Source organism: Streptomyces sp. NPDC093260 (assembly GCF_040683715.1).
Lineage (GTDB): Bacteria > Actinomycetota > Actinomycetes > Streptomycetales > Streptomycetaceae > Streptomyces > Streptomyces sennicomposti.
This window is the reverse complement of the sequence record NZ_JBFBEK010000024.1, coordinates 91,500-117,668: the sequence shown is the minus strand read 5'-3', so window position 1 is coordinate 117,668 and position 26,169 is coordinate 91,500. Positions and strand designations below refer to the sequence as shown.

Below are 26,169 nucleotides of genomic sequence, written 5' to 3'. Positions count from 1 at the left end.
CGGGGCCGCCGCGGGGGCGCCCGGGGCGCCCCCGACGCCGCACCCGACATCCGGAAGGGAACGTTCCGTTCGCCTGTCCGGATGCGGGTACCCGGCCGTGAGACGGCACTTCCTGAGGAGATGAACTTCCATGCTGCTCATCGGCCTGCTCCTCCTCGCGGCCACCGCCGCGTTCGTCGTTCTGGCCATCGCGGGCAACATGTCCGGCGGGCCCGGCTACCCGGTGTCCGTGCTCGGCAACCACATCGCCACCATGAGCCCTCTCGCCCTCTTCAGCGCCGGACTCGCCCTCGCCCTGATCTTCTGTCTGGGGATGCTGCTCTTCCTGGGCACCGCGAACCACCGCCGGCACAGCCACAAGGTGGCACGGAACCACGGCCGCACGGGCGGCGGCCGGAGCGCGATGGACGACACCACGCGCCCGGACGACCGGCGCTACCCCTGACTCCCGGCCCGACCGGACTTCCCCGGCTCCTCCCGGCACCGGGGCCGCGGGACGCCTTTCGGTCAGTGGTACGCGTGCACCACCGCGTGGCCCTTGCCCCGGCCGATCATCCACCGGTTGACCGGAGTGGTCAGCACGAAGGCCAGGGCGAGGGAGAGCGCCAGCGACACCCAGAACAGGGCGTCGGCGAGACCCGCGTCCATCGCTCCCGGGACGCCCACCATCACCGTGTTGTCGATCAGTTCCATCACCGCGATGGAGACCGTGTCGGCGGCGAGGGCGATCTTGAGTGCCCGCCGCAGGGGAATGCCGGCACGCAGCACTCCGCGCATGGTCAGCGCGTAGCCGAAGACGAAGGCCAGCGCGATGGAGACGACGACCGTGGCCGCGTTGTGCAGTCCGGCGGCCGTGCCGACGACCATGCCGAGCACCTCGCCGATCGCACAGCCGGTCAGGCAGTGCAGCGTCGCCTGCGCCGCCGTGCGCCAGGAGGCGCCCGCCGGGGCGTGGTGATGTCCCTCGTGGTGGTGCGCGCCGTGATCGTGTGCCGGGTGTGTCATCGTCGCTCTCCCCTTGCCGCCCTTGCTGATGAGTTCTCACCGGTCGGGAACAACATACCCCCTGGGGGTATTTCGGGGCCATTCCGGCGGGACGGCGGAGCCCCTCCGGGGCAGCCCGGTCGTACGACGGCCCCGGAGGGTGCGGCGGGAAGGGGACGGAGCGAGAGGGGGCGGGGCTACCGCTCGCCGAGCATCTTCCTCATCCCGGCGATCTCGGCCGACTGCGAGGCGGCGATCGACTTCGCCAGTGCCGTGGCCGGGCCGTAGGCCCCCTTGGCCTGCTCGGTGCGCGCCATGTCGAGCGCGCCCTCGTGGTGGTCGATCATCATCCGCAGGAACGCCCGGTCGAAGACGTCGCCGGACATCTTCTCCAGCCCGCTCATGTCGGCGTCCGACATCATGCCCGGCATCGCGGGCATCGACGCGGCGGAGTGGCCCGAGCCCGGATGACCCGAGTGGTCCATGCCCGGCATGCCCGCCGTCCCGGAGGCGTCGGACTCGGGGACGCGCGCACCCCAGGCCTGCAGCCAGCCGGTCATGGTGGCGATCTCCGGGTCCTGGGCCTTCCTGATCTGCGCGGCGAGGTCCTTGACCTGCTGCGACCTCGCCCGGGTGGGCGCCAGGTCCGCCATCGCGACGGCCTGGCGGTGGTGCGGGATCATCTGCTGCGCGAAAGTGACGTCCTGCGCGTTGTGGCCGGTGCGCCCGGTGGAGGGGGTGGCGGCATCGGCGGTCGCGCCGTGACCCGAGTGGGCCGACCGGCTCGGGGACGCGGAGTCGGCGCCGCCGCCGCAGGCGGTCAGCACGAGCGCGGCGGTCGTCGCCGCGGCCAGCGCGGCGCTGCGGCGGAGGACGGAACGGCGAAGCGGGGAACGACGGATGGCCATGAGTGGGGAAGCTCCTTGTACGGCCCGCGCGCGGACACGCGGGAACGACGGATCATGAGAGGGGACCGGAGCACGCCGCCCCCGGTGGGGCGCCGTGCGGGCGGCTCTAGATCCGCAGGAGCTGGAGTTCGGCCAGATCGGGCGGGGCCCGGCCGCCGGCCGGTTCGGCCGCCGGGCCGGTGCGGGCCGCGGCGGGCGCCGGGGCGGTGAGGCCCGGCGCGGGCAGCGGCGCGGGCGGCGCATACGACGCGGAGGTACCGGCCGCCGCGCAGGTGCCGCCGGCGTGCGTCATGGCCGTGCCGCCGGAGTCCGACGCGCCGGACGACTGCCGGCAGCTCTCGTCCCGGTGCCCGACCGCACGGCCGACGTCGGCCGGGTGCCGCACGGGCGCGGTGACGTGGCCGGAGGCGGCCAGGGCCGTCATCGCGCCGTGTTCGCCGGATGCGGGCATCCCGGCGGGCGACAGCGCGTGCATCGCGAACACCCCGGCCAGCACGGCCAGTACGAGCAGCGCCCGTCCGGCGCGGCTCGTCGCGGAGCGGATGCGGGCGCCGGACGACACAGGACCATCGTACGGAGTGCGCCGCGCCGTCCCTCGGACACCCCCCGCGGCGCGCCCCCTGGTGACACGTCCCGGTCTCCCCCGGTGGCTCCGGGTGGTCAGGACTCCTGGTTCCGGCGCCGCCGTCGCAGCAGACGCCGGGCCACCAGCGCGGCGACGAGGACGCCGAGCCCGGTGAGCAGGTACACCTCGTACCGGCTGATGGTGTCGTAGACGGCGCCGATGTTGCTGCCCGCGAAGTAGGCGAGGGTCACCCACAGGCCCACCCACAGCGCCGCGCCGAGCGCGTTGAAGGCCAGGAAGCGCAGCCAGTGCATCCCGGTGGTGCCGGCGATGATGCCGTTGGCCTGGCGCAGTCCCTCGACGAAGCGGGCCACGGTGACGACCTTGCCGCCGTGCCGGGTGAAGAACCGCTCGGCCGACGCGAACCGCTCCGGGGTCAGGAACACGTACTTCCCCCAGCGGTGCACGAACGCGCGTCCCCCGAAGTGACCGATCAGATAGCCGATGTTGTCGCCGATCACGGCGGCGGCGAACGCGATCAGCCCCACCGCCACGACGTTCAGCTCGCCCGCCCCCGCGTACACGCCCGCCGCGATCAGAATCGTCTCGCCGGGCGCGGGGATGCCGAAGTCCTCCACGAAGACGACGCCACCGACGGCCCAGTAGCCGTAGTGGGCGAGCAGCGGTGCCAGGTGCTCCAGCGGACCCGGAAGCGGAGGGACCATGGTCACCACCGTACGTCGCCGGGCGCGCGGGTTCCGGCAGCCGCCGCGCGCCCGGTTCCGCGCGCCCCCGCCCGCACTTACACTTGCACCCCGCAACACAGAGGTTGACCTGCGAGAACGCGGCAGTCGGGCGGACCCCGCGCGAGTGAGGAGCGACCCTCTTGTTCTACTACCTGCTCAAATACGTCCTGCTGGGGCCGCTGCTGCGGGTCGTCTTCCGGCCCCGGATCGAAGGACTGGAGCACGTGCCGGCGTCCGGTCCGGCCATCGTCGCGGGCAACCACCTCTCGTTCTCGGACCACTTCCTGATGCCCGCGATCCTCAGACGGCGCATCACCTTCCTCGCGAAGGCGGAGTACTTCACGGGTCCCGGTCTCAAGGGCAGGCTCACCGCGGCCTTCTTCCGCAGCGCCGGGCAGATCCCGGTCGACCGGTCCGGCAAGGAGGCGGGGCGGGCCGCGATCCGGGAGGGACTCGGGGTGCTGCGCCGGGGCGAACTCCTCGGCATCTATCCCGAGGGCACCCGCTCGCCCGACGGACGGCTCTACAAGGGCAAGGTCGGGGTCGCGGTGATGGCGATCGAGGCGGGGGTGCCGGTCGTGCCGTGCGCGATGATCGGCACGTTCGAGGCGCAGCCGCCGGGCCGGGTCGTGCCGCGCGTCCGGCCGGTCGTGATCCGCTTCGGAGAGCCCCTGGACTTCTCCCGGTTCGCCGGGATGACGGAGCAGAAGGCGGTGCTGCGCGCCGTCACGGACGAGATCATGTACGCGATCCTGTCGCTGTCGGGACAGGAGTACGTCGACCGGTACGCGGCGGTGGCCAAGGCCGAGCGGGCGGACGGGGAGGCCGCGGGGAGGGTTCAGCGGGGACGCGGACTCCCGCGGTCCCCACGGGGGTGACACCGCCGCGGTGCGGCTCGTGCGGCGCGGCACCGCTCGTACGCCGGACGTGACACGCCACGGCTCCTGCCCGGGTACGGCTCGTACTCCGGGTACGGCGAAGGGGCGGCCTGAGTCACCGGCCGCCCCTCGGGGGCGCGCGTCGCGGCGGGCGCCGTTACGGCTTCGGCGTGGCGTGCGGGGTGCAGGTCACGTCGTTGCGGTCCACCTCGCCGCTGAGCAGGTAGGCGTCGACCCGCTCGTTGATGCACGGGTTGACCAGACCGGTGACGCCGTGGGAGCCGGCGTCCTTCTCGGTGATCAGACGCGAGCCCTTGAAGCGCTGGTGCAGCTCGACGGCGCCCTCGTAGGGGGTGGCCGCGTCCCGCGTGGACTGCACGATCAGCACCGGCGGCAGGCCCTTGCCGGTCCTGACGTCCACCGGAGTCCGCTGCTTGACCGGCCAGGTGGCGCAGGGCAGGTTCATCCAGGCGTTGGCCCAGGTCATGAACGGGTACTTCGCGTTCAGCCGCGTGTTGTCCCGGTCCCACTTGTTCCAGCTGGTGGGCCACTTGGCGTCGGTGCACTCGACGGCCGTGTAGACGGCGTTGCCGTTCTCCGAGGAGATGTTGCCCGCGGTGTCGGACATGTCCGGGGCGGCGGCGTCGACGAGTGCCTGCGTGTCGCCGGCGAAGTACTTGCTGAACACCGTGGCGACCGGGACCCACGAGGAGTCGTAGTACGGGGCGCTCTGGAAGAAGGAGAGCAGCTCGGCCGGTCCGACCACGCCGCCGATCGGGTTCTTCTTCGCGGCGGCGCGCAGCTGGAGCCACTTGGCCTGGACGGCGTCGCGGCTGGTGCCCAGGTGGAAGGCGGCGTCGTTCTTGGCGACCCAGTCCTCCCAGTCCTTCCAGCGGCCGTCGAAGGCGATGTCCTGGTTGAGGTTGGCCTCGTACCAGATGTTGTCGCGGTCCGGGTTGACGACGCTGTCCACGATCATCCGGCGGACGTGGCCCGGGAACAGGGTGCCGTAGACGGCGCCGAGGTAGGTGCCGTAGGAGACGCCGAGGTAGTTGATCTTCTTCTCGCCGAGCGCGGCCCGGATGACGTCCAGGTCACGGGCGGTGTTCGGGGTCGTCATCTGCTGGAGCATCGCCTTGCCGGTGCGCTCCAGGCAGCCGTCGGCGTACTCGCGGGCCAGCTTGCGCTGGGCGCGCTTGTCGGCCTCGGAGTCGGGCACCGGGTCCATCTTGGGCGCCCTGACGAACTCCTGCGGGTCGATGCAGGAGATCGGCGTGGAGTGGCCGACGCCGCGCGGGTCGAAGCCGACGAAGTCGTAGGCCTTGGAGACGTCGGTCCACAGGGGGTTCTTGGCCGTGACGCGGGTCGGGAAGCGCAGGCCCGAGCCACCCGGACCGCCCGGGTTGTAGACGAGGGCGCCCTGGCGTTCCTGCTTCGTACCGGTGTTGCCGATGCGGTCGACGGCGAGCTTGATCTGCTTGCCGTAGGGGTGGGCGTAGTCGAGCGGCACCGAGACGTAGCCGCACTGGATGGGCTTGGCGAGCTTCCAGTCGGCTGGACAGTCCTGCCAGTCGATGCCGGCCTTGGCGGCGCGGTCCGCGGCGACGGCGGCGCCGCGGGCCTCGCGGTCCTGGCCGTGGCGGCTGTCCGCACTGGCCGCGGGGGCCGCCACGGCGCCCGCTATCAGGGTCGCCGTGACGAGCGCGCCGGCCGAACCGAGCGCCAGGACCCGGTTCTTCGGTCTGATGTCCCTCAAGTGGGACCTCCCCGTACATCGTTACGAATGGGTACGGGGATCCTTCCGGCTGTGAGGTGGCTGAGAACAGAGTTCGTTGACCTTCTTTGCCAATCCGATAACCGCGCGGCGTGTTCCGCTCAGCGGGGATCCTCCGGCGGCCCGGCGAAGGACCCGTCCAGTTCGGTCAGCGCCTCGTCCAGCAGGCGGCGCAGCCGCAGCGCGTCGGGGGCGACCGCGCTGACCAGAGCGGCCGGTCCGGCCAGCGGGACCAGGGCGGCGCCCTCGCCCAGGACGCGTGCCGTCACCGGGAGGCGGGCGAACTCGGGCCGGACGACGACGAGTTGTCCGACGGCGCGGTGGCCCGCCAACACCGCGGGTCCGTCCCAGCCGCCCGGGGCGCCCGGCCCGCAGGCCAGCTCCTGGTCCAGTACGGTCCGTCCGCCGATCCGGACGGCGAGACGGCTGGTGAGTCTGCCGGGTTGCTCGGCGGCGCGGCCCAGCACCTGCTCCTCGCGCAGGACGAGACGTGCGGTCGGAGCCAGGTCGGCGCGTGTGGTGACGTACAGGTCGCTACCGTGAGCGGAGATCAACTGCTCCGGCAGCCAGTGCAGGTCGCCGCCGTCGGCGACGGTCAGCCGGACGTCGTAGCGGGCCGGGCCCGGCGCCTGGCCCGGCAGGGCGATGGTGGCCGCCGCCGATCCGATCCGCAGCCGCGCCGCGGCCTCCACGCGCGCTTCCACGGTGAGACGGTCGCCGCCGAGGGGGCCGCTCATCGCGCCGACCAGCAGGACGCGCGCCTCCGCGCCGCTCCCCCGGGTGCGGCGCGGCGCGAGCGGCCCCTCGCCCGCCAGCACGGGCAGGACGGTGCCGCCCCGGCCGTCGTGGCGGGCGACGATGCGCGCGGTGGCGCGTACTCCCGCGGAGGTGGCCGGCTGGGGGGCGGCGGGTGCGGGTGCCACCCGCACGGCGGTCGTGGTGGCCGCCTGCCCGGCGCTCACCGCCTCCGGGGCCGGCGTCGTGGCCGGGGCCGTGGCGGTCCCAGTGACCGGTGCCGCCGCGGCCTGGGGGCTCGCGGCGGCCTGGGGGCTCGCGGCGGTCGTCATGCCTGTGCCGTCCACGCCGCGTGCCGCTGCCGCACCCAGCCGGCGACCTCCGCGACCCCGGTCTCGCCGCGCAACGACTGGTACACGACGGGCAGTTCACCGCGGGCGGCCTTGGCGTCGGCGGCCATCCGCGCCAGGTCGGAGCCGACGTACGGCGCGAGGTCGGTCTTGTTGACGACGAGCAGATCGGCGGTGGTGACGCCGGGGCCGCCCTTGCGCGGGATGTCGTCGCCGCCGGCCACGTCGATCACGAAGATCTGCGCGTCCACGAGCCCCTTGGAGAAGGTCGCGGTCAGGTTGTCCCCGCCGGACTCCAGGAGGATCAGGTCCAGCGGCCCGACCGCGTCCTCCAGGTCCTCGACCGCCTCCAGGTTGGCGGAGATGTCGTCCCGGATCGCCGTGTGCGGGCAGGCGCCCGTCTCCACGGCGGTGATCCGCTCGGGCGGCAGCACCGCCTCGCGCAGCAGGAACTCGGCGTCCTCGCGCGTGTAGATGTCGTTGGTGACGACGGCGAGCGAGAGTTCGTCGCGCAGCGCCCGGCACAGGGCGGCGACGGTCGCGGTCTTCCCGGACCCGACGGGCCCGCCGAGACCGATCCGGACGGCCCGGCGGGTGCCGTCGGGCCGGTGCGCGTCGGCGCTCACGGCGGGGGCGGCGGGGTGGGAGTGATCGAGGTGCATGACACGGCTCCAGTGGTCGGCCCGGACGGGCCAGGCGCCCTGTCCGGTCCGTCGGCGGACGGGACGGCGGGCGGCGGCCGGGCTCCGGGATACGAAGGGGCACAGCCCCGGGGTCGAAAGGGAGAGGGACGGCGGGCGCACGTCCCTGGGGGGTGGGAAAGGACCAGGCAGCGCGCGCCCGCTAGGACGCGAACAGCCGTACCGGCCAGGCGGCGTGCGCCTCCGCGGCGATCTCCAGCAGCGGCGCCGAGCACGCGGGCAACGCGTCCGCTCCCTCGGTGGCGACCCGCCGGGCCGCCGCCACCGCCCGCTCGACGACCTGGTCCAACTCGGGTGCCAGCCGGGCCAGCACGGCCGTCGCGTCGAACGGGTCCAGACTGAGCAGGCGTACGGTCGCCGTGGCCGGCCCGCTTACGCACTCGTACGCCGCGCAGTACGCCGCCTCCTCGGGCCCGAGCCCGGCGGCCCGCGCCGTGAGCCCGAGCACCACCGGCTGATGGGCGCCCTTGGGGAACTCCCTTGCCAGCGCGTCGAGTTCGGGCGCGGGCCAGGTCGCCCGGGCAGCTCGCACCAGCTGCCGTCCCAGCTTGCGGGCGGCCAGCCGCAGCGCGGGCGACGGCGTCCGCGCGTCGGCCGCCGCATCCAGTTCCACCGGGTCGCGGCCGAGGGCCGCGGCGCCGGCGAGGGCGGCCGCGACCAGCCCCGCCGTGTGCAACCGCCCCCGGCAGAAGTCCGCGAGGTCCGGCACACCGGTGATCCGCCCGGCCCTGACCGCCGCCTCGGCCCCGCCGGAGTGCGCGTGCCCGCCGGCGGGGAAGCGGCCGTCGGCCAGGACGAGAAGTGCTGCCCTTGACATCGGCGCCGCCCTCAGAAGAGGAAGTAACGCTGGGCCATGGGCAGTTCGGCGGCCGGCACGGACTCGATCAGCTCGCCGTCGACGCGCACGGCGAAGCTGTCGGGGTCGATGGCGACATCGGGCCGCGCGTCGTTCTCGCGCATGTCCGCCTTGGTCACCGCACGTGTCGAGGCGATGGCGGCGAACCGCTTGCCGAGGCCCAGCCGGTCCGGCAGCCCGTCCTCGATCGCCAGCGGGGCCACGAAGTTGACCGAGTTGGCCGCCGGCGCCCGGCCGACCGCCCCGTACATCGGGCGTGGCAGAACCGGCTGCGGGGTCGGGATCGAGGCGTTGGCGTCGCCCATCTGCGCGTACGCGATCTGGCCGCCCTTGATGACGAGGAGCGGCTTGACCCCGAAGAACGCGGGCTCCCACAGCACCAGGTCGGCGAGCTTGCCGGTCCGCACGGAGCCGATCTCGCGGTCCAGACCCTGGGCGACGGCCGGATTGATCGTGTACTTGGCGACATAGCGCCGCACCCGGTGGTTGTCGGCGCGCCCGTCGCCCGGCAGCGCGCCGCGCCTCCGCTTCATGACGTGCGCGGTCTGCCAGGTCCGCAGGATCACCTCGCCGACCCGGCCCATGGCCTGCGAGTCGGAGGAGATGATCGAGATCGCGCCCAGGTCGTGCAGCACGTCCTCGGCGCCGATGGTGGAGGGCCGGATCCGCGACTCGGCGAACGCCAGGTCCTCGGGCACCGCCGGGTTGAGGTGGTGGCACACCATCAGCATGTCGAGGTGTTCCTCGGCGGTGTTGACGGTAAAGGGGCGGGTCGGGTTGGTGGAACTCGGCAGCACGTTGGGCTCGGAGACCACGGTCATGATGTCCGGTGCGTGCCCGCCGCCCGCACCCTCGGTGTGGTAGCTGTGGATGCCGCGGCCGGCGATCGCGGCCAGCGTGTCGCCCACGAAACCGGCCTCGTTGAGGGTGTCGGTGTGGATGGCGACCTGGACGCCGGTCCGGTCGGCGACGGTGAGCGAGGCGTCGATGACCGCGGGCGTGCAGCCCCAGTCCTCGTGCAGCTTCAGGCCCAGGGCGCCGCCGCGGATCTGGGACAGCATCGCCTCGTGCGAGACGGTGTTGCCCTTGCCGAGCAGACCGATGTTGAGCGGGTACGCCTCCAGCGCCTCCAGTGTCCGGGCCAGGTGCCAGGGGCCGGGGGTGACGGTGGTCGCCTTGGAGCCCTCGGCCGGTCCGGTGCCGCCGCCCACGAGGGTGGTGACGCCGGAGGCGCGCGCCTCGTCGGCGATCTGGGGGCAGATGAAGTGGACGTGGGCGTCGATGGCGCCGGCGGTGAGGATGCGGCCGTTGCCCGCGATGATCTCGGTCTCCGGGCCGAGGATCAGGTCCGGGTGGACGCCGTCCATGGTGTCGGGGTTGCCCGCCTTGCCGATGCCGGTGATCCGGCCGTCGCGGATGCCGACGTCGGCCTTGACGATCCCCCAGTGGTCGATGACGACCGCGCCGGTGATCACGGTGTCGGGGGCGCCCTCCGCGCGGGTGACGCGCGACTGGCCCATGGACTCGCGGACGACCTTGCCGCCGCCGAAGACGGCCTCGTCGCCGGCGAGCCCGGGGCCGCCGCTGCGGTCCTCCTCGATCTCGACGATCAGGTCGGTGTCGGCGAGCCGGATGCGGTCGCCGGTGGTGGGGCCGAACAGGTCGGCGTAGGCGGGGCGCGAGATCTCAGGCATCGAGGGCCCCTCCGGTCTCGCCGCGCAGTCCGGGCACGATACGGGCGCCGGCGATCGGCACGAGGGCGACCTCGACGGGGATGCCGGGCTCGAAGCGCACGGCGGTCCCGGCGGCGATGTCCAGCCGCTTGCCGCGCGCCGCGGCGCGGTCGAACTCCAGGCCGGGGTTGGCTTCGGCGAAGTGGTAGTGCGAGCCGACCTGGACCGGGCGGTCGGCGGCGTTCAGCACGGTCAGCCTGGTGATCTCGCGGCCCTCGTTGCAGACGATCGGGCCGTCGGCGAACAGGATCTCTCCGGGAATCACTGCTCTGCCCCCTCAGACGATCGGCTCGTGGACGGTGACGAGCTTGGTGCCGTCCGGGAAGGTGGCCTCCACCTGGACGTCGTGGATCAGCTCGGGGATGCCCTCCATGACGTCGTCCCTGGTCAGCACCTTGCGCCCGGAGGCCATCAGCTCGGCGACGGTACGGCCGTCGCGGGCGCCCTCGAGGATGTGCGACGTGATGAGGGCGATCGCCTCGGGGTGGTTCAGCTTCAGTCCACGGGCCCTGCGCCGCTCGGCCACGTCGGCCGCCACATGGATGAGCAGTCTCTCTTGTTCGTGCGGGGTCAGTTGCATGGGCCCACCTCACAGTCCTCGCTCCGGACCGTGCGGGGTCCGGTTGCCGCAGCCACCGCGACGGGACAGGTCTAACACACGGACGGATCGCTCGATCTTCGACAATCCGGACGGAAAAACCGCAGGTGGCGTGGATCGGCAGGCTAGTTCGTCGGAGTTTCAACGACGTTAACCAGACCTTGGACGTTCCATGACCAGGAGCTGGGACGCGGCATACCGACGGCCCGCGCTGCTCCGTCCGTGGCACCGCCGCCGGACGAGGCGCACGGGGAGCACGGCAGCGCGGCGCGTACTGCCCCCCGGAGGGAGCCGCCGACCTTACGGAGCCGGTTGTTCCGCTCTACGGAGTCCGCTGTTCCGCCGCGAGACCGAGGCTCCCCGGTCGGGCGTGCGCCGACGGCGCGTCCCCGGCGCCACAGACCACTTCGAGCGTCTGTCCGGCGGGCTCCTCGCCCCCCTCCAGACGGCGCAGATCGACCGCGGAGACCAGGGCGACCAGCGGCTTGCCGTGCCGGGTCACCACGACGCGCTCGCCGGCGTACACCACCCGGTTGACCAGGTCGGCGAGTTCGGCCCGGGCTCGCGTCACCGGAATCTCGTAGGCCATGTGCCCACTTTACGGACCGGACACTGCACGGACACGTCAACTCCACCGGCGCGGCCGGGCGGCGCTCAGGACTGCGCTCGGCCCGTGGAGAAGTGCGCCGAGTAGCGGTCGAGCGCCCGCCTCAGCTCCTCCAGCTCGGTGTCGGACAGGGCCCCGCCCTGCGCGAACTTCAGGACGTGCTCGGCGACCGTGCGCACCTTCGTGTTGGTGTGCTGGGAGACCTCGCGCAGGACCCGCCAGGCGTCGTCGGGCGGGATCCGCCCGAAGGCCACCACGGCGCCGATGGCCTGGTCGATGACGGCGTGCGAGGTCAGGGCGCGCTGCAGCTGGTCGATCTCCTCGTGCAGCCGTTCGTGCTCCAGCACCAGGTCGGTGGTGGACAGCAGCTGGAGGGGGTGCCGCCTGGACATCGCGAAGAACACCATTGCAGATCCCCTGGGTCGTCGAACGGCCGGAGTTCCATCTCCAGCTTGCTCCAGGAGGGCGACGCGCACGACCGGAAGCCGACCGGCCGAGGGGTGCCGCCGGGTTGTGTACGTCCTGTACCTTCTCGACACCCGCGCCCCGCGCGGGGGCCGAGGACCGTCGCACGGAGGGCTGCGCCATGGACCGACCGTCCGCCCGCCGCATCACCCCGGAGGCCGTGGAGCGCGTGAGCGGAACCGTTCGGACGCCCCCGCCCCGGACGCCCGCTCCCCGGACGCTTGCTCCCCGGACGCCCGCTCCCGCCACGGTCGCGGGGTGAGCCGCCGATGCCGCCGCCCGCCCCGCCCGGACTGCCCGGGCCGTCCGCCGGACCGCCCTCGGAACCGCCGCTGCCGGCGCTGACCCGCGCCGAGTCGGAGCTGATCGACCGTTACCTCGTCGCGGTGGATCTGCTGGGCCGGATCAATCCGGGGCGGCACGAAAACACCTACAGCGGACTGAGGGCCGCTCAGGCGCTCGTCCGCGCGGCGGCCGAACTGCGGGACGCGCTCGCGCTGATGCACCGGCGTGGCGAGACCGAGCTGCACACGGCCACCCTGGCGCGAGCACTGCGGGCGCTCGACGGCGAGCGGCGGGCCGCCCGCGTCACCCTGCCGCCCCAGGACCCGAGTTGACGTACCCACAGACGTGCCGCCGTCGTGCCCGCAGGCGTGCCCCCGCCGTGCCCACCGATGCGCCTCGGACGCTCCCTCGGTGCGCTCGCATCACCGACGGAGCCGACACCCGCGGGCGGGACCCGAAACGGACCAAATGACGTACCGCCTTTCGGCGTAGATACACACCCTGTTTCGGCGTCTCCGCGGTTGCGCAACTCGCCTGCACGGATGGCGGAATACGCCGTTCCGCCGCTGGTCCGGGCCTCGCCGCGGGAGGACACAGTCGTTCGAACGCGCGAGTGTCCACCCGAACGGGTGAGTGGTGAGTAACAACACAAATCCTCGGTTGCGTTGGGATTTTCGGACATCCGTAGGTGAAGATCCCTGTCTGACGACAAGCCCCCGCCACAGCGGCGGGGCGGTCCGGGCGGACGCCGAGTCCTGCCGCCGCACGGACGACCGGTCGACGGGAGTGGATCGGCAGGAGTGGAGGACCCGAGCACGACGGGTCGCCGGAACGGTCACGCCATGGCCGGGTCGAGCAGCCCTTGGGGTGAAGCCGCAGCGATGCGGCCGGGCAACTTCGCCAGCCCGAATCCGACAGGTCATCCTTCACAGGCGGCTGACGAAGGGTTGCGCATGACTGCGCTCAATCGTGTCCCGTCGTTCATGGCCCGGGCCGGCACGGCCTCGGCCCTGACCATCGCCGCCGTCGGCGGTTCGATCGTGGTGCCCGGCGCCGCCTCCGACGCCTCGGCCGCGACTCTCGCGACGAAGGCGCTCCAGATCGCCGCGTCCAAGAAGGGCTCGCCCTACCAGTGGGGCGCCACAGGACCGCGGCGGTTCGACTGCTCCGGGCTCACGCTGTACTCGTTCAAGCGGGCCGGCAAGAAGCTGCCCCGCACGGCCGAGCAGCAGTACAACAAGACCCGCCACATCTCGGCGGGCAGCCGCCGCGCCGGCGACCTGGTGTTCTTCCACTCGGGCTCGTACGTCTACCACGTCGGCATCTACGCCGGCGCGGGCAAGATCTGGCACGCGCCGAAGACCGGGGACGTGGTGCGGCTGCAGAAGATCTGGACGAAGAGCGTGTGGTACGGGCGGGTCAGCTGACCCGCCCGAGGGCGGCGGCCCGGGTGACCGCCCGTCACCGCCGCCGGGCCGGCTCGCCGCCGCGCCCCCGGGCCCTGCCGCTCCGGGCCGGTCCGGCCCCCGCTGCGGTTTGCCGACCGGCGCGTCGGCCGCGGGCCGCGGTCCGACGCGGTCCACCGGCCGACGCGGCCGGTGACCGCCGGCGGTCACCGCCGTGGACCGCCCACCGGCCGACACGCACCGCCCGCGCCCGCCCCGTGCCCGGCGGCCCGCACCCGCACCCGCACCCGGGTACGGGGTCCGCTCCGGCCGTGCGCCGACCGGCGTCACGGCCACCGGGGCTACGGCGCTACGGCGCTACGGCGGCTACGGCCGGGATGGTCACGGCCATCGGCGGCCACGGCCGTCCGCCGTCCGCCGTCTGCCGTCTGCCGTCCGCCGTCCGCCGTCCGCCGTCTGCCGTCTGCCGTCTGCCGTCTGCCGTCTGCCGTCTGCCGACCGTCGCGGACCGCCCGGCCACTCGTGGTGCTCCGTCCGCAAGCCGTCCCACGGTCGCGACCGGAAGCCGAGCGACCGCCGCTGCCGGAAACCGACCCGGCGTCCCACACCCGGAAGCCGGTCCACCACCGCGGCTGCGAGCCGACTCGGCCGCAGGGCCGCAGGGCCGACCCGGCGGCACGGTCACCGGCGTCCGGTCGACGCGCTCACGGCCGCAGGCCGTGGCAGCCGCGGCCCGTCCGGGCCACCGCGGCCGCGGGTCAGCGGGCCCTTCCGGCGTGCGCACCCGCCCCGCCGGCCATGCACGGCACGCCCGCCCTCGCGGTCGTGGACGACCCGGTCGCTCGGGGCGTACGCCGCGCCCCGCTCCCGCCGCCGCTCAGCTCGCCGTCGCCGGGCGGTGGTCCCGTGGGGTCCACGGGAGTTCGATGCAGACCGTCTTGCCGCCCTCGCGGGTGGGTCTCACGCTCAACCTGCCGCCGCACTCCGCGGCGAGCCACCGGATGATCACCATGCCCCGGCCGTTGTCCTGCTGGACGGCGGCCGGCAGCCGCTTCGGGAACCGGGGGTGGCTGTCGGTCACCCCGATGCGCAGCAACTCGTCCCGCTCCAGAGCGAGGTCGACCGTGAAGGTGGGCGACTGCCCGAGAGTGTGCTGGACGGCGTTGGTGGCGAGCTCCGAGACGATGAGCCGTACGGTGTCGGCGGTCTCCGTCCGCGCCGGCAGACCCCATTCCGCCAGGGTGTCCACCGCGTAGGAGCGGGCGGCGGAGACCGAGGCGGGATCGCTCGGCAGAGTGACGGATGCTTCCAGGAGGTCTGCCATGGCGATGTCGTCCCTTTCCCACGGGGCCGTGGTCCGACACGGAGCGGATGGTTCGAGTACGGTCCCGGACTGGTGCTTCGCCGTCAGACTGCCATCACCACGCGGGTCCTGGTGGCGATCCACCGGGATATGCATATATCTGTCGCTCGAAGCGGTGAACTCTGCGACGGCCGACCGTATGCGGCAGGACTCTCCTCGCACCCGCGGGAACCGGTCCCGCCCGGCGCGGCGCGGTCCGTCGCGGGGAGCCGGAGGGAGGAAGGAGAGCCCATGCAGCACGGTCCCGTGGTGCGCCGCCGCAAGCTGGGCGCCGAACTGCGCGCACTGCGCACCGGCGCGGGTCTCACCAGCGGGCAGGCGGCCCGGCTGGTGGGCTGGCACCAGTCGAAGGTGAGCCGGATCGAGACCGGCACCAGCGGTACGAAGCCGGCCGACGTGCGGCTGCTGCTGGACGCCTACGACGTCCATGACACGCAGTTGCGGCGGCTGCTGCTGGCCCTGGCCGGCTCCGAGGACGGCGACGGCCGGCACCGCTGGTGGCACGCCTACCGCGGGGTCCTGCCCCCCACCTACCGAGACTTCATCAGCCTGGAGTCGCAGGCGACCGCGATGCGCACCCTGGAGACCACGGTCGTGCCCGGACTGCTCCAGACTCCCGAGTACGCCCGTGCGGTGACCCGGGCCGCCGTGGAGGGCCTCGACGAGGAGCGGCTGGACGCGCTGGTCGAGGTCCGGCTCGGCCGCCAGCACGTCCTGCGGGCCGATCCGCCGCTGGAGCTGAACGCGGTGCTCGACGAAGCCGTACTCCATCGTGAGGTGGGCGGCCCGGAGGTGATGGCGCGTCAGCTGGAGCGACTGGAGGAGGCGGCGCGGCTCCCGCAGGTGCGGTTGCAGGTACTGCCGTTCTCCGCCGGGGCCCACATCGGCGTCACCGGTCCCTTCGTCATCTTCTCTTTTTCTCACACTACTGATCTGGATGTGGTCGTTCTCGACCACTTGACGAGTAGCCACCATCTCGATCGGAAAGAAGACCTAGAGGCCTACACCGAGGCCTTCGACGCTCTTCGGTTCCACGCCCTGTCGGCCGAGGACTCGTCGGACTTCATCGCCGGGATGCGCCAGACCATGTGACGGCGCGCGACCGAACAAGGAGGCATCATGTCCGCTCCGCCGCGGCACGTACCTTCCAGCGCCGATCTCCACCGGGTGCGGTGGCTGCGCAGCAGCTACAGCACGGGAGCGAACAACTGTGTGGAGACCGCCCGACCGGCCTCGGGGCCGGGCGCCGGACTGCTCGCCGTGCGCGACTCCAAGGCCCCCGCCGGGCCCGCACTGCTCTTCTCCCCGGCCACTTGGGCGGACTTCACGGCCGCGGCGCACCGGTTCTGACCGCATTCCGCCGAGGCGACGCACGGCCGTGTCACGCCGACTCATGGTCGCGTTTCGCCGATCACCCGCACAGCGCGTTCGATCTGCGCCCCGGAGAGGTCCGCACGGGCGGTCAGTCTGAGCCGTGAGATGCCGTCGGGCACGGACGGCGGGCGGAAGCAGCCCACCGCCAGGCCCGCCGCACGGCAGTCGGCCGCCCATCGCACGGCCGCCTCCGGGGACGGCGCGCGCACGGAGACCACCGCGGCGTCCGGGCGTACCGCCTGAAGGCCCGCGGTGGTCAGGCGCGCGTGCAGGTCGGCCGCCACCGCGCGGGCCCGTTCCGCGCGCTCCGGTTCGCGGCGCAGCAGCCGCAGCGCGGCCAGCGCCGCGCCCGCCGCCGCGGGGGCGAGCCCGGTGTCGAAGATGAACGTCCGGCCCGCGTTGACCAGGTGTTCGATCACCCGGGCGGGTCCGAGGACGGCTCCGCCCTGGCTGCCGAGGGACTTGGAGAGCGTGGCCGTCACGACCACGTCGTCCGCGCCGGCGAGTCCCGCCGCGTGCGCCGCGCCGCGGCCGCCCGCGCCGAGGACGCCCAGGCCGTGGGCGTCGTCCACCACCAGTCCCGCGCCCCGCTCCCGGCAGACCTCCGCGAACCGCGCCAGCGGGGCGGCGTCGCCGTCGACCGAGAAGACCGTGTCGGAGACCAGGACAGCCGCCCCCTCGTGGGTGCCGAGCGCCTTGCGCACGGCCTCGGGGTCCGCGTGGGCGACGACCTGGGTCGTGGCGCGCGCCAGTCGGCAGCCGTCGATGAGGGAGGCGTGGTTGCCCGCGTCGGAGACGATCAGCGAGCCGTGCGGGGCGAGCGCGGTGACGGCGGCGAGGTTGGCGGCGTAGCCGGAGGAGAACACGAGCGCCGCCTCGAAGCCGCAGAACTCGGCGAGTTCGCGCTCCAGTTCGGTGTGGAGTGCGGTGGTGCCGGTGACCAGACGGGAGCCGGTGGCGCCGCCACCCCAGGTACGCGCCGCATGTGCCGCGCCCTCGGTCACCTCGGAGTGCCGGGCCAGGCCGAGGTAGTCGTTGCTCGCGAGGTCCAGCAGGGGCGAGTCGGCGGGGCGGGGGCGCAGCGTCCGTACCAGCCCGGCGCGGCGGCGTGCTTCCGCCTGCTCGTCGATCCAGCCGAACGCCATGGTTCCTCCGGGTGCTTTTGTAGGCAGTGGACAGACCCTAGCGGCCCGGCTCGCCGCCTACGGTGTGGCAATACCCACACGTCGATCCGTCTCCGTTGTGCAGACTCTCCTTGGCCGCGGGCCGTCCGGTAGGCCAGGATCGGCTTTCATGGACCTGCTGAACACGCTGGTGGACAAGGGGCTTCGGCGCGAGCTGCCGACCCGCGGGGAAGCTCTGGCCGTGCTGGCCACCTCCGACGACGACCTGCTCGATGTGGTGGCGGCGGCCGGCAAGGTGCGCCGCCACTGGTTCGGGCGACGGGTGAAACTCAACTATCTCGTCAACCTCAAGTCCGGCCTGTGCCCCGAGGACTGCTCCTACTGCTCCCAGCGGCTCGGCTCGAAGGCCGACATCCTCAAGTACAGCTGGCTCAAGCCCGACCAGGCCTCCGAGGCCGCGGCGGCGGGGCTGGCCGGCGGCGCCAAGCGCGTCTGCCTGGTGGCCAGCGGGCGGGGTCCGACGGACCGGGACGTGGACCGGGTCTCGGAGACCATCAAGACCATCAAGGAGCAGAACGAGGGCGTCGAGGTGTGCGCCTGCCTCGGGCTGCTGTCCGACGGCCAGGCGGAGCGGCTGCGCGCGGCCGGCGCCGACGCCTACAACCACAACCTGAACACCTCCGAGTCGACGTACGGCGACATCACCACCACCCACACGTACGCCGATCGGGTGGACACGGTGCACAAGGCGCACGCGGCCGGGCTGTCGGCCTGCTCGGGCCTCATCGCCGGCATGGGCGAGAGCGACGAGGACCTGGTGGACGTCGTCTACTCGCTGCGCGAGCTGGACCCGGACTCCGTTCCGGTGAACTTCCTGATCCCGTTCGAGGGAACCCCGCTCGCCAAGGAGTGGAACCTGACCCCGCAGCGCTGCCTGCGGATCCTCGCGATGGTCCGGTTCGTCTGTCCGGACGTGGAGGTGCGGATCGCGGGCGGCCGCGAGGTGCATCTGCGCTCGATGCAGCCGCTGGCGCTGCACCTGGCCAACTCCATCTTCCTGGGCGACTACCTGACCAGCGAGGGCCAGGCCGGCAAGGCGGACCTGGAGATGATCGCGGACGCCGGGTTCGAGGTGGAGGGCGCCGACCAGGTGACCCTGCCTCAGCACCGGGCGACGGCGGGCGGCGGCTGCGGCTCGCACACGGCAGCGGCCGACGGCGGTGCGCCGGAAGGCGCGGCCGGGTGCGGCTCGCACGAGGGCGGGGGCTGCGGTGCCCACGCCGACGCCGGGTGCGGGTCACACGGGGGCGGCGGGGTGTGCGGTTCGGTCCCCGCCACCGCCGCCGAGCCGAAGGCCAACGAGCCCCGCACGGACCTGGTGGCGGTCCGCCGCCGGGGCGCCGGCACGGACCTCGCGCCCAATGCCTGAGGGCTCCGGTCCGTACGGTCCGGGCACGGCCGGGCTGCTCGACCTGGACCGGCGGCACGTGTGGCATCCGTACGGTCCGATGCCCGGCCGGCAGGAACCGCTCGTCGTGGAGTCGGCGAGCGGGGTGCGGCTGCGGCTCGCGGACGGTTCGGGCGAACTGGTCGACGGCATGTCCTCCTGGTGGGCCGCGATCCACGGCTACAACCACCCGGTGCTCAACGAGGCGGTCCGCGAGCAGTTGGAGCGGATGAGCCATGTGATGTTCGGCGGGCTCACCCATGAGCCCGCCGTCCGCCTGGCGAAGCTCCTTGTCGACATGTCGCCCGACGGTCTCGAACACGTCTTCCTCGCCGACTCCGGCTCGGTGTCGGTCGAGGTCGCCGTCAAGATGTGCCTCCAGTACTGGCGTTCGCTCGGCCGCCCGGCCAAGCGGCGGCTGCTGACCTGGCGGGGCGGCTACCACGGGGACACCTGGCAGCCGATGTCCGTGTGCGACCCCGAGGGCGGGATGCACGAGCTGTGGGCCGGGGTGCTGCCGCGCCAGGTCTTCGCGGAAGCCCCGCCGGCCGGGTACGTGGAGGCGTACGCCGCCCACCTGCGCGAGCTGGTCGAACGGCACGCGGACGAACTGGCCGCCGTGATCGTCGAACCGGTGGTGCAGGGCGCGGGCGGGATGCGGTTCCACTCCCCCGCGTATCTGCGGGTGCTGCGCGAGGCGTGCGACGCGCACGACGTACTGCTGGTGTTCGACGAGATCGCGACCGGGTTCGGCCGCACCGGCGCGCTGTTCGCGGCGGAGCACGCGGCGGTGACCCCGGACGTGATGTGCGTGGGCAAGGCGCTGACCGGCGGTTATCTGACGATGGCGGCGACGCTGTGCACCGCGCGGGTGGCCGACGGGATCTCGCGCGGCGAGGTGCCGGTGCTGGCGCACGGTCCGACGTTCATGGGCAACCCGCTGGCGGCGGCCGTGGCGTGCGCCTCGATCGAACTGCTGCTCGGGCAGGACTGGCGTACGGAGGTCAAGCGGATCGAGGCGGGCCTGCGCGAGGGTCTGGCCCCGGCGGCGGAGCTGCCGGGGGTCCGGGACGTACGGGTCCTCGGCGCGATCGGCGTGGTCCAGCTCGACCATCCGGTGCACATGGCGGCGGCGACCCGGGCCGCCGTGCGCGAGGGCGTGTGGCTGCGGCCGTTCCGGGACCTGGTGTACACGATGCCGCCGTACGTCACGGGAGACGTGGACGTGGCACGGATCGCGCGCGCGGTGTGCGCGGCGGCGCGGGAGGGATGAGATGCCGGTACTGGTGATCACGGGCACGGGCACGGAGGTCGGCAAGACCGTCGCCACGGCCGCCGTCGCGGCGGCGGCCGTCGCGGCCGGCCGGTCGGTGGCCGTGCTGAAGGCCGCGCAGACGGGCGTGGGCCCGCACGAGCGCGGGGACGGTGCGGAGGTGGAGCGGCTGGCCGGCGCCGTGGTCTGGGCCGAAGTCGCCCGCTATCCGGAGCCGTTGGCGCCCGGCACGGCCGCGCTGCGGGCCGGGCGGCCGCCGGTGCGCCCGCAGGAGGTGGCCGAGGCCGCGGCCAAGCTGGCCACCGAGCACGACCTGGTGCTGGTGGAGGGCGCGGGCGGCCTGCTCGTACGGTTCGACGCCGCCGGCGGGACCCTCGCGGACGCGGCGCAGTTGCTGCGGGCGCCGGTCCTGGTGGTCGCCTCCGCCGGTCTCGGCACCCTGAACGTCACCGAGCTGACCGCCCGTGAGCTGCGCTCGCGCGAGCTGGACCTGCTCGGTGTGGTGATCGGCAGCTGGCCCGCGGAGCCCGGTCTCGCCGACCGCTGCAACGTCGCCGACCTGCCGCAGGTGGCCGGCGCTCCGCTGCTGGGCGCGCTGCCCGAGGGAGCCGGGGGCCTGGCGCCCGGCGCCTTCCGGGCGGCCGCCCCCGGCTGGCTGGCGCCGCGGCTGAACGGCCGGTGGGACGCGGCGGCGTTCACCGTGCGGGAGGCTCCGCCGCCGTACGCGTGACCGGACGCCTTACCGGGGGTGCGCGCGTGTGGCCGGGCCGTGCGCGGGGAGACTTCCCCGTAGGCCCGTCCTGTCCCGGGAGGCAGCCATGCCGCTACGGTCCACCGGCTCCGGCAAGGTGACACGGGACCCCGTCCGCCATCCCCTGTTCGCGCGTTGCTACGACCGGTTCAGCGTGGCGGCGGAGAACCGGATGGGCATGGCGGGCATACGGGAGCGGCTGCTGGCCGGACTGTCCGGCCGGGTGATCGAGATCGGCGCCGGCAACGGGCTGAACTTCGCGCACTACCCCGGCGCCGTCTCGGAGGTCGTCGCGGTCGAGCCCGAGCGGCTGCTGCGCCACAAGGCGGTGGCGGCGGCGCTGCGCGCCGAGGTGCCGGTCGATGTGGTGCCGGGCTGCGCGGAAGCGCTGCCGGTCAAGAGCGAGGCCTTCGACGGCGTGGTGCTGTCGCTGGTGCTGTGCAGCGTGCGCGATCTGCCGCGGGCCCTCGCCGAGGTGCGGCGCGTGCTGCGGCCGGGTGGCCAGGTGCGGTTCTTCGAGCACGGCAGGGGCGGAGGCCCTGCGATGGTCCTCACCCAGCGTGTCCTGGACCGCACGGTGTGGCCGCTGTTGACCGGCGGCTGCCGTCTGTCCCGGGACCCCGTCGCCGCCCTGCGCGACGCCGGGTTCGCGCTCGGGCCCTACCGGCGGGTGCTGATGCCTGGGACGGGGCCGGTCCTGCCGGCGTCGTACTGCTCGCTCGGCACGGCCTGGCGGCCGCCGGCGGAGGACGAACCGATCGGGGTCACCGGACGCTGATCAGGCGGCCGGACGCTCGGACCGCCGGGCGCCGGGGCGAAGCGCCGAACCTCCCGGATTCCGGCCGGTCCGCGGAACACCTCGCGCTTTCGGCGGCCCGCGGAGCCGCCCGGCGCTCGGCCGCACCGCCCGGCTTCCGGCGTCCGCTGAACGCCCCGGCGCTCCGGCCCGGTCACAGGCTCCACTGGCGCAGTTCGCGGGCGATGTCGTCCACCGACGCCTCGCCGCTCTTGACCAGCCGGGCTAGATCGCGCACCTGTTCGGGCGAGGTGACGACCTTCAGCCCGCTGGCGACCAGATAGGCGTAGGCGACCGCGGAGGCGAACAGGGCGTTGGACCGCTCCAGCGCGGGCACGTGCACGAGGAGCTGGAGCAGCGCGGCGGCCCGGGCGTGCGGGGTGTCGTAGACGGGGACGTCGAAGATCTCGGCCCGGTGCCGCGCCACCGCGGCGACGAGGGCGCCCCAGTCGGTGACCTGCGGGTCCCCGGGGGTCATCCGCTCCGCGAGCATGAGCAGCCAGGCGAGGTCGATGCTGAGATCGCTCAAGGGATCAGTGACGGCCTTCGATCCGGCGGACGCGGCGCCCTTCGCGGTCCGCTCCGAACTCCTCCGCGAACACGCTCTCGTAACTCTTCATGAAGTCGGCCGCGGCCTCCACGAAGGTGTGGCCGACCTCTCCCGTGTCCTGGCGGACCAGCTCCTCGATGTAGCGGTTGACGCTCATGCCGCGGGCCAGCGCGCGTTCCCGGGCGGCACGGGCGGTGCCCTCGTCCACTCTCACGTTCAACTGGGTCTTCGCCATACCTCGACGCTAGCGCCGGACCGCTAGCACGGGCAAGGCGCACGCCTCGCGCACCGGGAGCACCGACCGGGCGGGCCGAGCGCCCCCGCGCCGTCCGGCGGCCCGGCCCGCGGCGCGGCGGAGGCTCGGCCCAACGGGGGATACCGGGCGCGCGGGCGCTGACCTTACGCTCGATGGGGGACAAAGGAGTCATGAGCCAGGACGTCCAGGGTCACGGAAGCACCGAGGAGGCCGCCGTGTCCACACGCGCCGCGGCACCGGACCGGGCACGACCCGGCGGACCCGCGGCCCGCGCCCGCGGGCTGACCAAGGCGTACGGGTCGGGCGAGACGGCCGTACTGGCCCTGGACTCGGTGGACGTGGACATCGCGCGCGGCCGGTTCACCGCGGTCATGGGCCCCTCGGGCTCCGGGAAGTCCACCCTGATGCACTGCCTGGCGGGGCTGGACACCGTCTCGGCCGGTCAGGTGTGGCTCGGCGGCACCGAGATCACGGGCCTGAAGGACCATGAGCTGACCCGGCTGCGCCGGGACCGGATCGGCTTCATGTTCCAGTCGTTCAATCTGATCCCCACGCTCGACGCGCTGGAGAACATCACCCTGCCGATGGACATCGCCGGACGCGCCCCCGACCGGGAGTGGCTGGACGAGGTGATCGGCACGCTGGGGCTGAGGAACCGGCTGAAGCACCGGCCGGCCCAGCTCTCCGGCGGCCAGCAGCAGCGCGTGGCCTGCGCGCGGGCGCTCGCCTCGCGGCCCGAGCTGGTCTTCGCCGACGAGCCGACCGGGAACCTGGACTCGCGGGCCGGTGCGGAGGTGCTCGGCTTCCTGCGGGACGCCGTCGACCGCCTCGGCCAGACGGTCGTCATGGTCACCCACGACCCGAACGCCGCGGCCCGCTCCGATGCGGTGCTCTTCCTCGCGGACGGCCGGATCGTGGACCGGATGACCCACCCGACGGCGGAGGCGGTGCTCGAACGCATGCGCCTGTTCGCCACGGGCGGCGCCGGGGCGTCCGGCCCGGCGGGCCGTGAGAGCGGCAGCGTCGCCGAAGACCGCGAGGGCGGCGTCGCCGTAGAGGAGGCCTGACCCGCATGCTCAGGGCGACCCTGCGGAGCTTCCTCGCGCACAGGGGACGGCTGCTGCTCTCGGCCCTGGCCGTCGTGCTGTCGGTGGCCTTCGTCGCGGGCAGTCTGATCTTCTCCGACACCGTCACCCGCACCTTCGACCGCCTCTTCGCCTCCACCGCCGCCGATGTGACGGTCGCCCCGAGGCAGGACCTCGCCTCGCCGGTGCGGACCGGTGCCGTACGGACCCTGCCCGCCTCGCTCGCCGCCCGGCTGGCGAAGGTGCCCGGCGTCGCGGCCGCCCATGTGGAAGCGACCGTCGAGAACGTGGTGGTCGTCGACGACCGCGACGAACCCGTCGGCCCGACCACCGGCGCCCCCACCATCGCCCGCAACTGGCAGGCCACCGGCCGCAGCGGGGTGCGGCTGACCTCCGGGCACGCCCCGCGCGGCGACGGCGAGGCGGTGCTGGACGCGGACACCGCCGGGCGCCACCACGTCCGGATCGGCGACGTGCTGGCGGTGCAGGCGCCGACGGGCACGTTCCGGGTCCGCGTCTCCGGCGTCGCCGCCTTCACCACCACCAATCCGGGATCGGCCCTGGTCCTCCTCGACACGCCGACGGCGCAGCGCAGGCTCCTCGGCTCCACCGCCCGCGCGACCGCCGTCTCCGTCGACGCGGCCGGCGGCGTCACGGACACCGAGCTGAAGCGGCGCGTCGCCGCCGCGGTGGGCGCCGGGGCGTACGACGTGCGGACCGCCGCCGAGCAGGCCAAGTCGGCCGCCGCGAACCTGGGCGGGTTCCTGAAGGTCATCAAGTACGTGATGCTCGGCTTCGCCGGGATCGCGGTGCTGGTCGGCGTCTTCCTGATCGTCAACACCTTCTCGATGCTGATCGCCCAGCGCACCCGTGAGCTGGGGCTGCTGCGCGCCCTGGGCGCCGACCGCGAGCAGGTGCGCCGGTCGGTGCTCACCGAGGCGCTGCTGCTAGGCCTGGCCGGTTCCACGGCCGGTCTGGCGGCCGGGATCGGGCTCGCGGCCGGCTTGATGCGCCTCGTGGGCGCCTTCGGGGTGCGGCTGGGGACGGCGGGGATGGTCATCGGCTGGGTCACGCCCGCCGCGGCGTACGCCGTCGGAATCGGGGTCACCTTCCTGGCCGCCTGGCTCCCGGCCCGGCGTGCGGCGGCCGTCTCCCCGATGGCGGCTCTGGCGGACACCGAGGCCGCCGTCGCGGGACGGCCGCTCCGGGCGCGGGCGGTGGCGGGCGCCGTCGTCGGCGCCGTCGGCGCGGGCGCGCTCGCGGGCTGCGCCGTCGCCGGCCGGACCGCGACCGCCGTGGCGCTGCTGGGGGCCGGTGTCGTCCTCACCCTGGTCGCGACCGTGGTCGCCGGGCCGCTGCTGGTGCGCCCGCTGATCGGGGTGCTGGGCGGGGCCTTCCCGGCGTTGTTCGGCTCCGTCGGCCGGATGAGCCGGCGCAACGCCCTGCGCAACCCGCGCCGGACCGGGGCGACGGCGGCGGCACTGATGGTGGGCCTGGCCCTGGTCGGCGGGATGTCGGTGGCCGGCGCCTCCATCACCCGGTCGGTGGACCGCCGCATCGACCAGACGCTCGGCGCGGACTACATCGTGCAGAACCGCACCTACATCCCCTTCTCGCCGGAGATCACGGACCGGGTGCGCGCCACCGCGGGCGCGGGCGTGGTCGTACGGCAGCGGCTGGCGGCGATCGCGCTCCGGCTGCCGGACGGCAAGCGGGTCGAGACGGCCGCCTCCGGCTACGACTCCCGGCTGGACGCGGTCGCTCACCTGAAGTACGCGGCCGGGGACACGGCGGCGGCGCTGGCCGACGGACACCTGGCCATGGACGCGGGCTTCGCCGCGCAGCACGGCGTCCGCATGGGCAACGTGCTGCCCGCCGAGTTCCAGGGCGGCCGCCGGGCCGGGCTGACGGTGGCCGCGCTGACCGACCAGGAGCAGGCCGAGGGGTTCGGGTTCAAGGGCGGGCTGCTGCTCGGCATCGGCACGCTCGACCGGTACGCGCCCGGCAGCCTGGACGCCGCGCTGTACGTGAACGCGGCCCCCGGCACCGGCGCCGGCCCGTTGCGCACCCGGCTGGAGAAGGCCCTCGCCCCCTATCCGAACGTGCAGGTGCGCGACCAGGCCGACTACAAGAAGCTGGTGCACGACCAGATCGCGGTGCTGCTCCGACTCGTCTACGCGCTGCTCGCGCTGGCCATCGTCATCGCGGTGCTCGGCGTGGTGAACACGCTCGCCCTGTCGGTGGTGGAGCGGACCCGGGAGATCGGCCTGGTGCGCGCGATCGGGCTGTCCCGCCGGCAACTGCGCCGGATGATCCGGCTGGAGTCGGTGGTCATCGCGGTGTTCGGCGCGCTCCTCGGGCTGGCGCTGGGACTGGTGTGGGGCGTGTGCGTCCAGCGGGTGCTCGCCCTTCAGGGCATGACGGCGCTGGCGATCCCCTGGGGCACGGTCGTCGCGGTGGTGGCCGGGTCGGTGGCCGTGGGGGTGGTGGCGGCCCTGCTGCCCGCGTTGCGCGCGTCGCGCATGAACGTGCTGGCGGCGATCGCGCACGAGTGATGGA

The 26,169-nt window shown here is 73.7% G+C and carries 29 protein-coding genes and 1 riboswitch; of the genes, 12 read left to right on the top strand and 17 right to left on the bottom strand.

Annotated elements, in window-relative coordinates; all coding sequences use genetic code 11:
- Positions 1–130: 130 nt before the first annotated feature.
- Positions 131–445: a hypothetical protein gene (locus tag AB0N63_RS26845; RefSeq protein ID WP_365532475.1), complete on the top strand. Its 315-nt coding sequence runs from the start codon at positions 131–133 to the stop codon at positions 443–445.
- Between the two features lie 62 nt (positions 446–507).
- Here the strand turns inward: AB0N63_RS26845 and AB0N63_RS26840 are convergent, their stop codons facing one another.
- The 4 genes from AB0N63_RS26840 to AB0N63_RS26825 form a co-directional block, all read right to left on the bottom strand.
- Complete coding sequence (locus AB0N63_RS26840) at positions 508–1,005, bottom strand: DUF4396 domain-containing protein (RefSeq protein WP_365532473.1); 498 nt, start codon at positions 1,003–1,005, stop codon at positions 508–510.
- Positions 1,006–1,181: 176 nt separating this feature from the next.
- On the bottom strand, positions 1,182–1,892 hold the full coding sequence (locus tag AB0N63_RS26835) for a DUF305 domain-containing protein (RefSeq protein WP_365532471.1): 711 nt from the start codon (positions 1,890–1,892) through the stop codon (positions 1,182–1,184).
- A 106-nt stretch (positions 1,893–1,998) separates the two neighbouring features.
- Positions 1,999–2,454: a DUF6153 family protein gene (locus AB0N63_RS26830; RefSeq protein ID WP_365532469.1), complete on the bottom strand. Its 456-nt coding sequence runs from the start codon at positions 2,452–2,454 to the stop codon at positions 1,999–2,001.
- Between the two features lie 98 nt (positions 2,455–2,552).
- Complete coding sequence (locus AB0N63_RS26825; protein ID WP_365532467.1) at positions 2,553–3,182, bottom strand: DedA family protein; 630 nt, start codon at positions 3,180–3,182, stop codon at positions 2,553–2,555.
- 161 nt (positions 3,183–3,343) lie between these two features.
- Here AB0N63_RS26825 and AB0N63_RS26820 point away from each other — a divergent pair, with 161 nt between their 5' ends.
- On the top strand, positions 3,344–4,081 hold the full coding sequence (locus AB0N63_RS26820) for a lysophospholipid acyltransferase family protein (protein ID WP_365532465.1): 738 nt from the start codon (positions 3,344–3,346) through the stop codon (positions 4,079–4,081).
- A gap of 157 nt (positions 4,082–4,238) precedes the next feature.
- On the opposite strand, the gene AB0N63_RS26815 is transcribed toward AB0N63_RS26820, so the two are convergent.
- The 9 genes from AB0N63_RS26815 to AB0N63_RS26775 all read right to left on the bottom strand — a co-directional run bounded on the left by AB0N63_RS26815 (position 4,239) and on the right by AB0N63_RS26775 (position 11,842).
- Positions 4,239–5,837, bottom strand: coding sequence for an alpha/beta hydrolase (locus AB0N63_RS26815; RefSeq protein ID WP_365532462.1), 1,599 nt, complete (start codon positions 5,835–5,837; stop codon positions 4,239–4,241).
- A gap of 119 nt (positions 5,838–5,956) precedes the next feature.
- A complete protein-coding gene (locus tag AB0N63_RS26810) occupies positions 5,957–6,922 on the bottom strand; it encodes an urease accessory protein UreD (RefSeq protein ID WP_365532460.1) in 966 nt (321 codons plus the stop codon).
- Positions 6,919–7,602: an urease accessory protein UreG gene (gene ureG / locus AB0N63_RS26805; RefSeq protein WP_365532458.1), complete on the bottom strand. Its 684-nt coding sequence runs from the start codon at positions 7,600–7,602 to the stop codon at positions 6,919–6,921. The genes AB0N63_RS26810 and ureG overlap by 4 nt, the downstream gene beginning before the upstream one ends.
- Before the next feature lie 181 nt (positions 7,603–7,783).
- A complete protein-coding gene (locus AB0N63_RS26800; protein ID WP_365532456.1) occupies positions 7,784–8,458 on the bottom strand; it encodes an urease accessory UreF family protein in 675 nt (224 codons plus the stop codon).
- Between the two features lie 11 nt (positions 8,459–8,469).
- The gene (locus AB0N63_RS26795) at positions 8,470–10,191 is read right to left on the bottom strand and encodes an urease subunit alpha (RefSeq protein ID WP_365532453.1); all 1,722 of its coding nucleotides are present in this window, start codon (positions 10,189–10,191) and stop codon (positions 8,470–8,472) included.
- The gene (locus AB0N63_RS26790; protein WP_365532451.1) at positions 10,184–10,495 is read right to left on the bottom strand and encodes an urease subunit beta; all 312 of its coding nucleotides are present in this window, start codon (positions 10,493–10,495) and stop codon (positions 10,184–10,186) included. The genes AB0N63_RS26795 and AB0N63_RS26790 overlap by 8 nt, the downstream gene beginning before the upstream one ends.
- A gap of 12 nt (positions 10,496–10,507) precedes the next feature.
- Positions 10,508–10,810 (bottom strand): urease subunit gamma, encoded by a 303-nt coding sequence (locus AB0N63_RS26785; RefSeq protein WP_009187411.1) that lies wholly within the window; start codon positions 10,808–10,810, stop codon positions 10,508–10,510.
- A 340-nt stretch (positions 10,811–11,150) separates the two neighbouring features.
- Positions 11,151–11,417: a type II toxin-antitoxin system Phd/YefM family antitoxin gene (locus tag AB0N63_RS26780; protein ID WP_365532447.1), complete on the bottom strand. Its 267-nt coding sequence runs from the start codon at positions 11,415–11,417 to the stop codon at positions 11,151–11,153.
- Between the two features lie 65 nt (positions 11,418–11,482).
- Entirely contained in the window at positions 11,483–11,842 is a 360-nt protein-coding gene (locus AB0N63_RS26775) for an ANTAR domain-containing protein (RefSeq protein ID WP_365532445.1), read from the bottom strand.
- Positions 11,843–12,169: 327 nt separating this feature from the next.
- Here AB0N63_RS26775 and AB0N63_RS26770 point away from each other — a divergent pair, with 327 nt between their 5' ends.
- Both AB0N63_RS26770 and AB0N63_RS26765 read left to right on the top strand, forming a co-directional pair.
- A complete protein-coding gene (locus AB0N63_RS26770; RefSeq protein WP_365532443.1) occupies positions 12,170–12,517 on the top strand; it encodes a hypothetical protein in 348 nt (115 codons plus the stop codon).
- A 404-nt stretch (positions 12,518–12,921) separates the two neighbouring features.
- A riboswitch (cyclic di-AMP (ydaO/yuaA leader) is annotated at positions 12,922–13,135 on the top strand.
- 3 nt (positions 13,136–13,138) lie between these two features.
- Complete coding sequence (locus AB0N63_RS26765) at positions 13,139–13,612, top strand: C40 family peptidase (protein WP_365532440.1); 474 nt, start codon at positions 13,139–13,141, stop codon at positions 13,610–13,612.
- Between the two features lie 856 nt (positions 13,613–14,468).
- On the opposite strand, the gene AB0N63_RS26760 is transcribed toward AB0N63_RS26765, so the two are convergent.
- Positions 14,469–14,915, bottom strand: coding sequence for an ATP-binding protein (locus AB0N63_RS26760; protein WP_365532438.1), 447 nt, complete (start codon positions 14,913–14,915; stop codon positions 14,469–14,471).
- 270 nt (positions 14,916–15,185) lie between these two features.
- On the opposite strand from AB0N63_RS26760, the gene AB0N63_RS26755 reads away from it, so the two are divergent.
- Both AB0N63_RS26755 and AB0N63_RS26750 read left to right on the top strand, forming a co-directional pair.
- A complete protein-coding gene (locus tag AB0N63_RS26755; RefSeq protein ID WP_365532436.1) occupies positions 15,186–16,046 on the top strand; it encodes a helix-turn-helix transcriptional regulator in 861 nt (286 codons plus the stop codon).
- Positions 16,047–16,073: 27 nt separating this feature from the next.
- Complete coding sequence (locus AB0N63_RS26750; protein ID WP_365532434.1) at positions 16,074–16,304, top strand: DUF397 domain-containing protein; 231 nt, start codon at positions 16,074–16,076, stop codon at positions 16,302–16,304.
- A 41-nt stretch (positions 16,305–16,345) separates the two neighbouring features.
- Here the strand turns inward: AB0N63_RS26750 and AB0N63_RS26745 are convergent, their stop codons facing one another.
- Positions 16,346–17,473, bottom strand: a complete 1,128-nt coding sequence (locus AB0N63_RS26745) for an 8-amino-7-oxononanoate synthase (RefSeq protein WP_365532432.1) — start codon at positions 17,471–17,473, stop codon at positions 16,346–16,348.
- 148 nt (positions 17,474–17,621) lie between these two features.
- Here AB0N63_RS26745 and bioB point away from each other — a divergent pair, with 148 nt between their 5' ends.
- The 4 genes from bioB to AB0N63_RS26725 all read left to right on the top strand — a co-directional run bounded on the left by bioB (position 17,622) and on the right by AB0N63_RS26725 (position 21,701).
- On the top strand, positions 17,622–18,881 hold the full coding sequence (gene bioB / locus AB0N63_RS26740) for a biotin synthase BioB (RefSeq protein WP_365532430.1): 1,260 nt from the start codon (positions 17,622–17,624) through the stop codon (positions 18,879–18,881).
- Positions 18,874–20,172 carry an adenosylmethionine--8-amino-7-oxononanoate transaminase gene (locus AB0N63_RS26735; protein WP_365532428.1) on the top strand — a complete coding sequence of 433 codons (1,299 nt, stop codon included), beginning with the start codon at positions 18,874–18,876 and terminating at the stop codon, positions 20,170–20,172. Before bioB ends, AB0N63_RS26735 begins: the two co-directional genes overlap by 8 nt.
- Position 20,173: 1 nt before the next feature.
- Positions 20,174–20,902: a dethiobiotin synthase gene (gene bioD / locus AB0N63_RS26730; protein WP_365532426.1), complete on the top strand. Its 729-nt coding sequence runs from the start codon at positions 20,174–20,176 to the stop codon at positions 20,900–20,902.
- An 88-nt stretch (positions 20,903–20,990) separates the two neighbouring features.
- On the top strand, positions 20,991–21,701 hold the full coding sequence (locus AB0N63_RS26725; protein ID WP_365532424.1) for a class I SAM-dependent methyltransferase: 711 nt from the start codon (positions 20,991–20,993) through the stop codon (positions 21,699–21,701).
- Between the two features lie 172 nt (positions 21,702–21,873).
- On the opposite strand, the gene AB0N63_RS26720 is transcribed toward AB0N63_RS26725, so the two are convergent.
- Together AB0N63_RS26720 and AB0N63_RS26715 are read right to left on the bottom strand one after the other, a co-directional pair.
- Positions 21,874–22,248 (bottom strand): hypothetical protein, encoded by a 375-nt coding sequence (locus AB0N63_RS26720; RefSeq protein ID WP_027757976.1) that lies wholly within the window; start codon positions 22,246–22,248, stop codon positions 21,874–21,876.
- A gap of 4 nt (positions 22,249–22,252) precedes the next feature.
- On the bottom strand, positions 22,253–22,504 hold the full coding sequence (locus AB0N63_RS26715) for an antitoxin (protein WP_365532421.1): 252 nt from the start codon (positions 22,502–22,504) through the stop codon (positions 22,253–22,255).
- 191 nt (positions 22,505–22,695) lie between these two features.
- Here AB0N63_RS26715 and AB0N63_RS26710 point away from each other — a divergent pair, with 191 nt between their 5' ends.
- Both AB0N63_RS26710 and AB0N63_RS26705 read left to right on the top strand, forming a co-directional pair.
- Positions 22,696–23,592 (top strand): ABC transporter ATP-binding protein, encoded by an 897-nt coding sequence (locus AB0N63_RS26710; protein ID WP_365532419.1) that lies wholly within the window; start codon positions 22,696–22,698, stop codon positions 23,590–23,592.
- 5 nt (positions 23,593–23,597) lie between these two features.
- Positions 23,598–26,165: an ABC transporter permease gene (locus AB0N63_RS26705; RefSeq protein ID WP_365532416.1), complete on the top strand. Its 2,568-nt coding sequence runs from the start codon at positions 23,598–23,600 to the stop codon at positions 26,163–26,165.
- Positions 26,166–26,169: the final 4 nt, after the last annotated feature.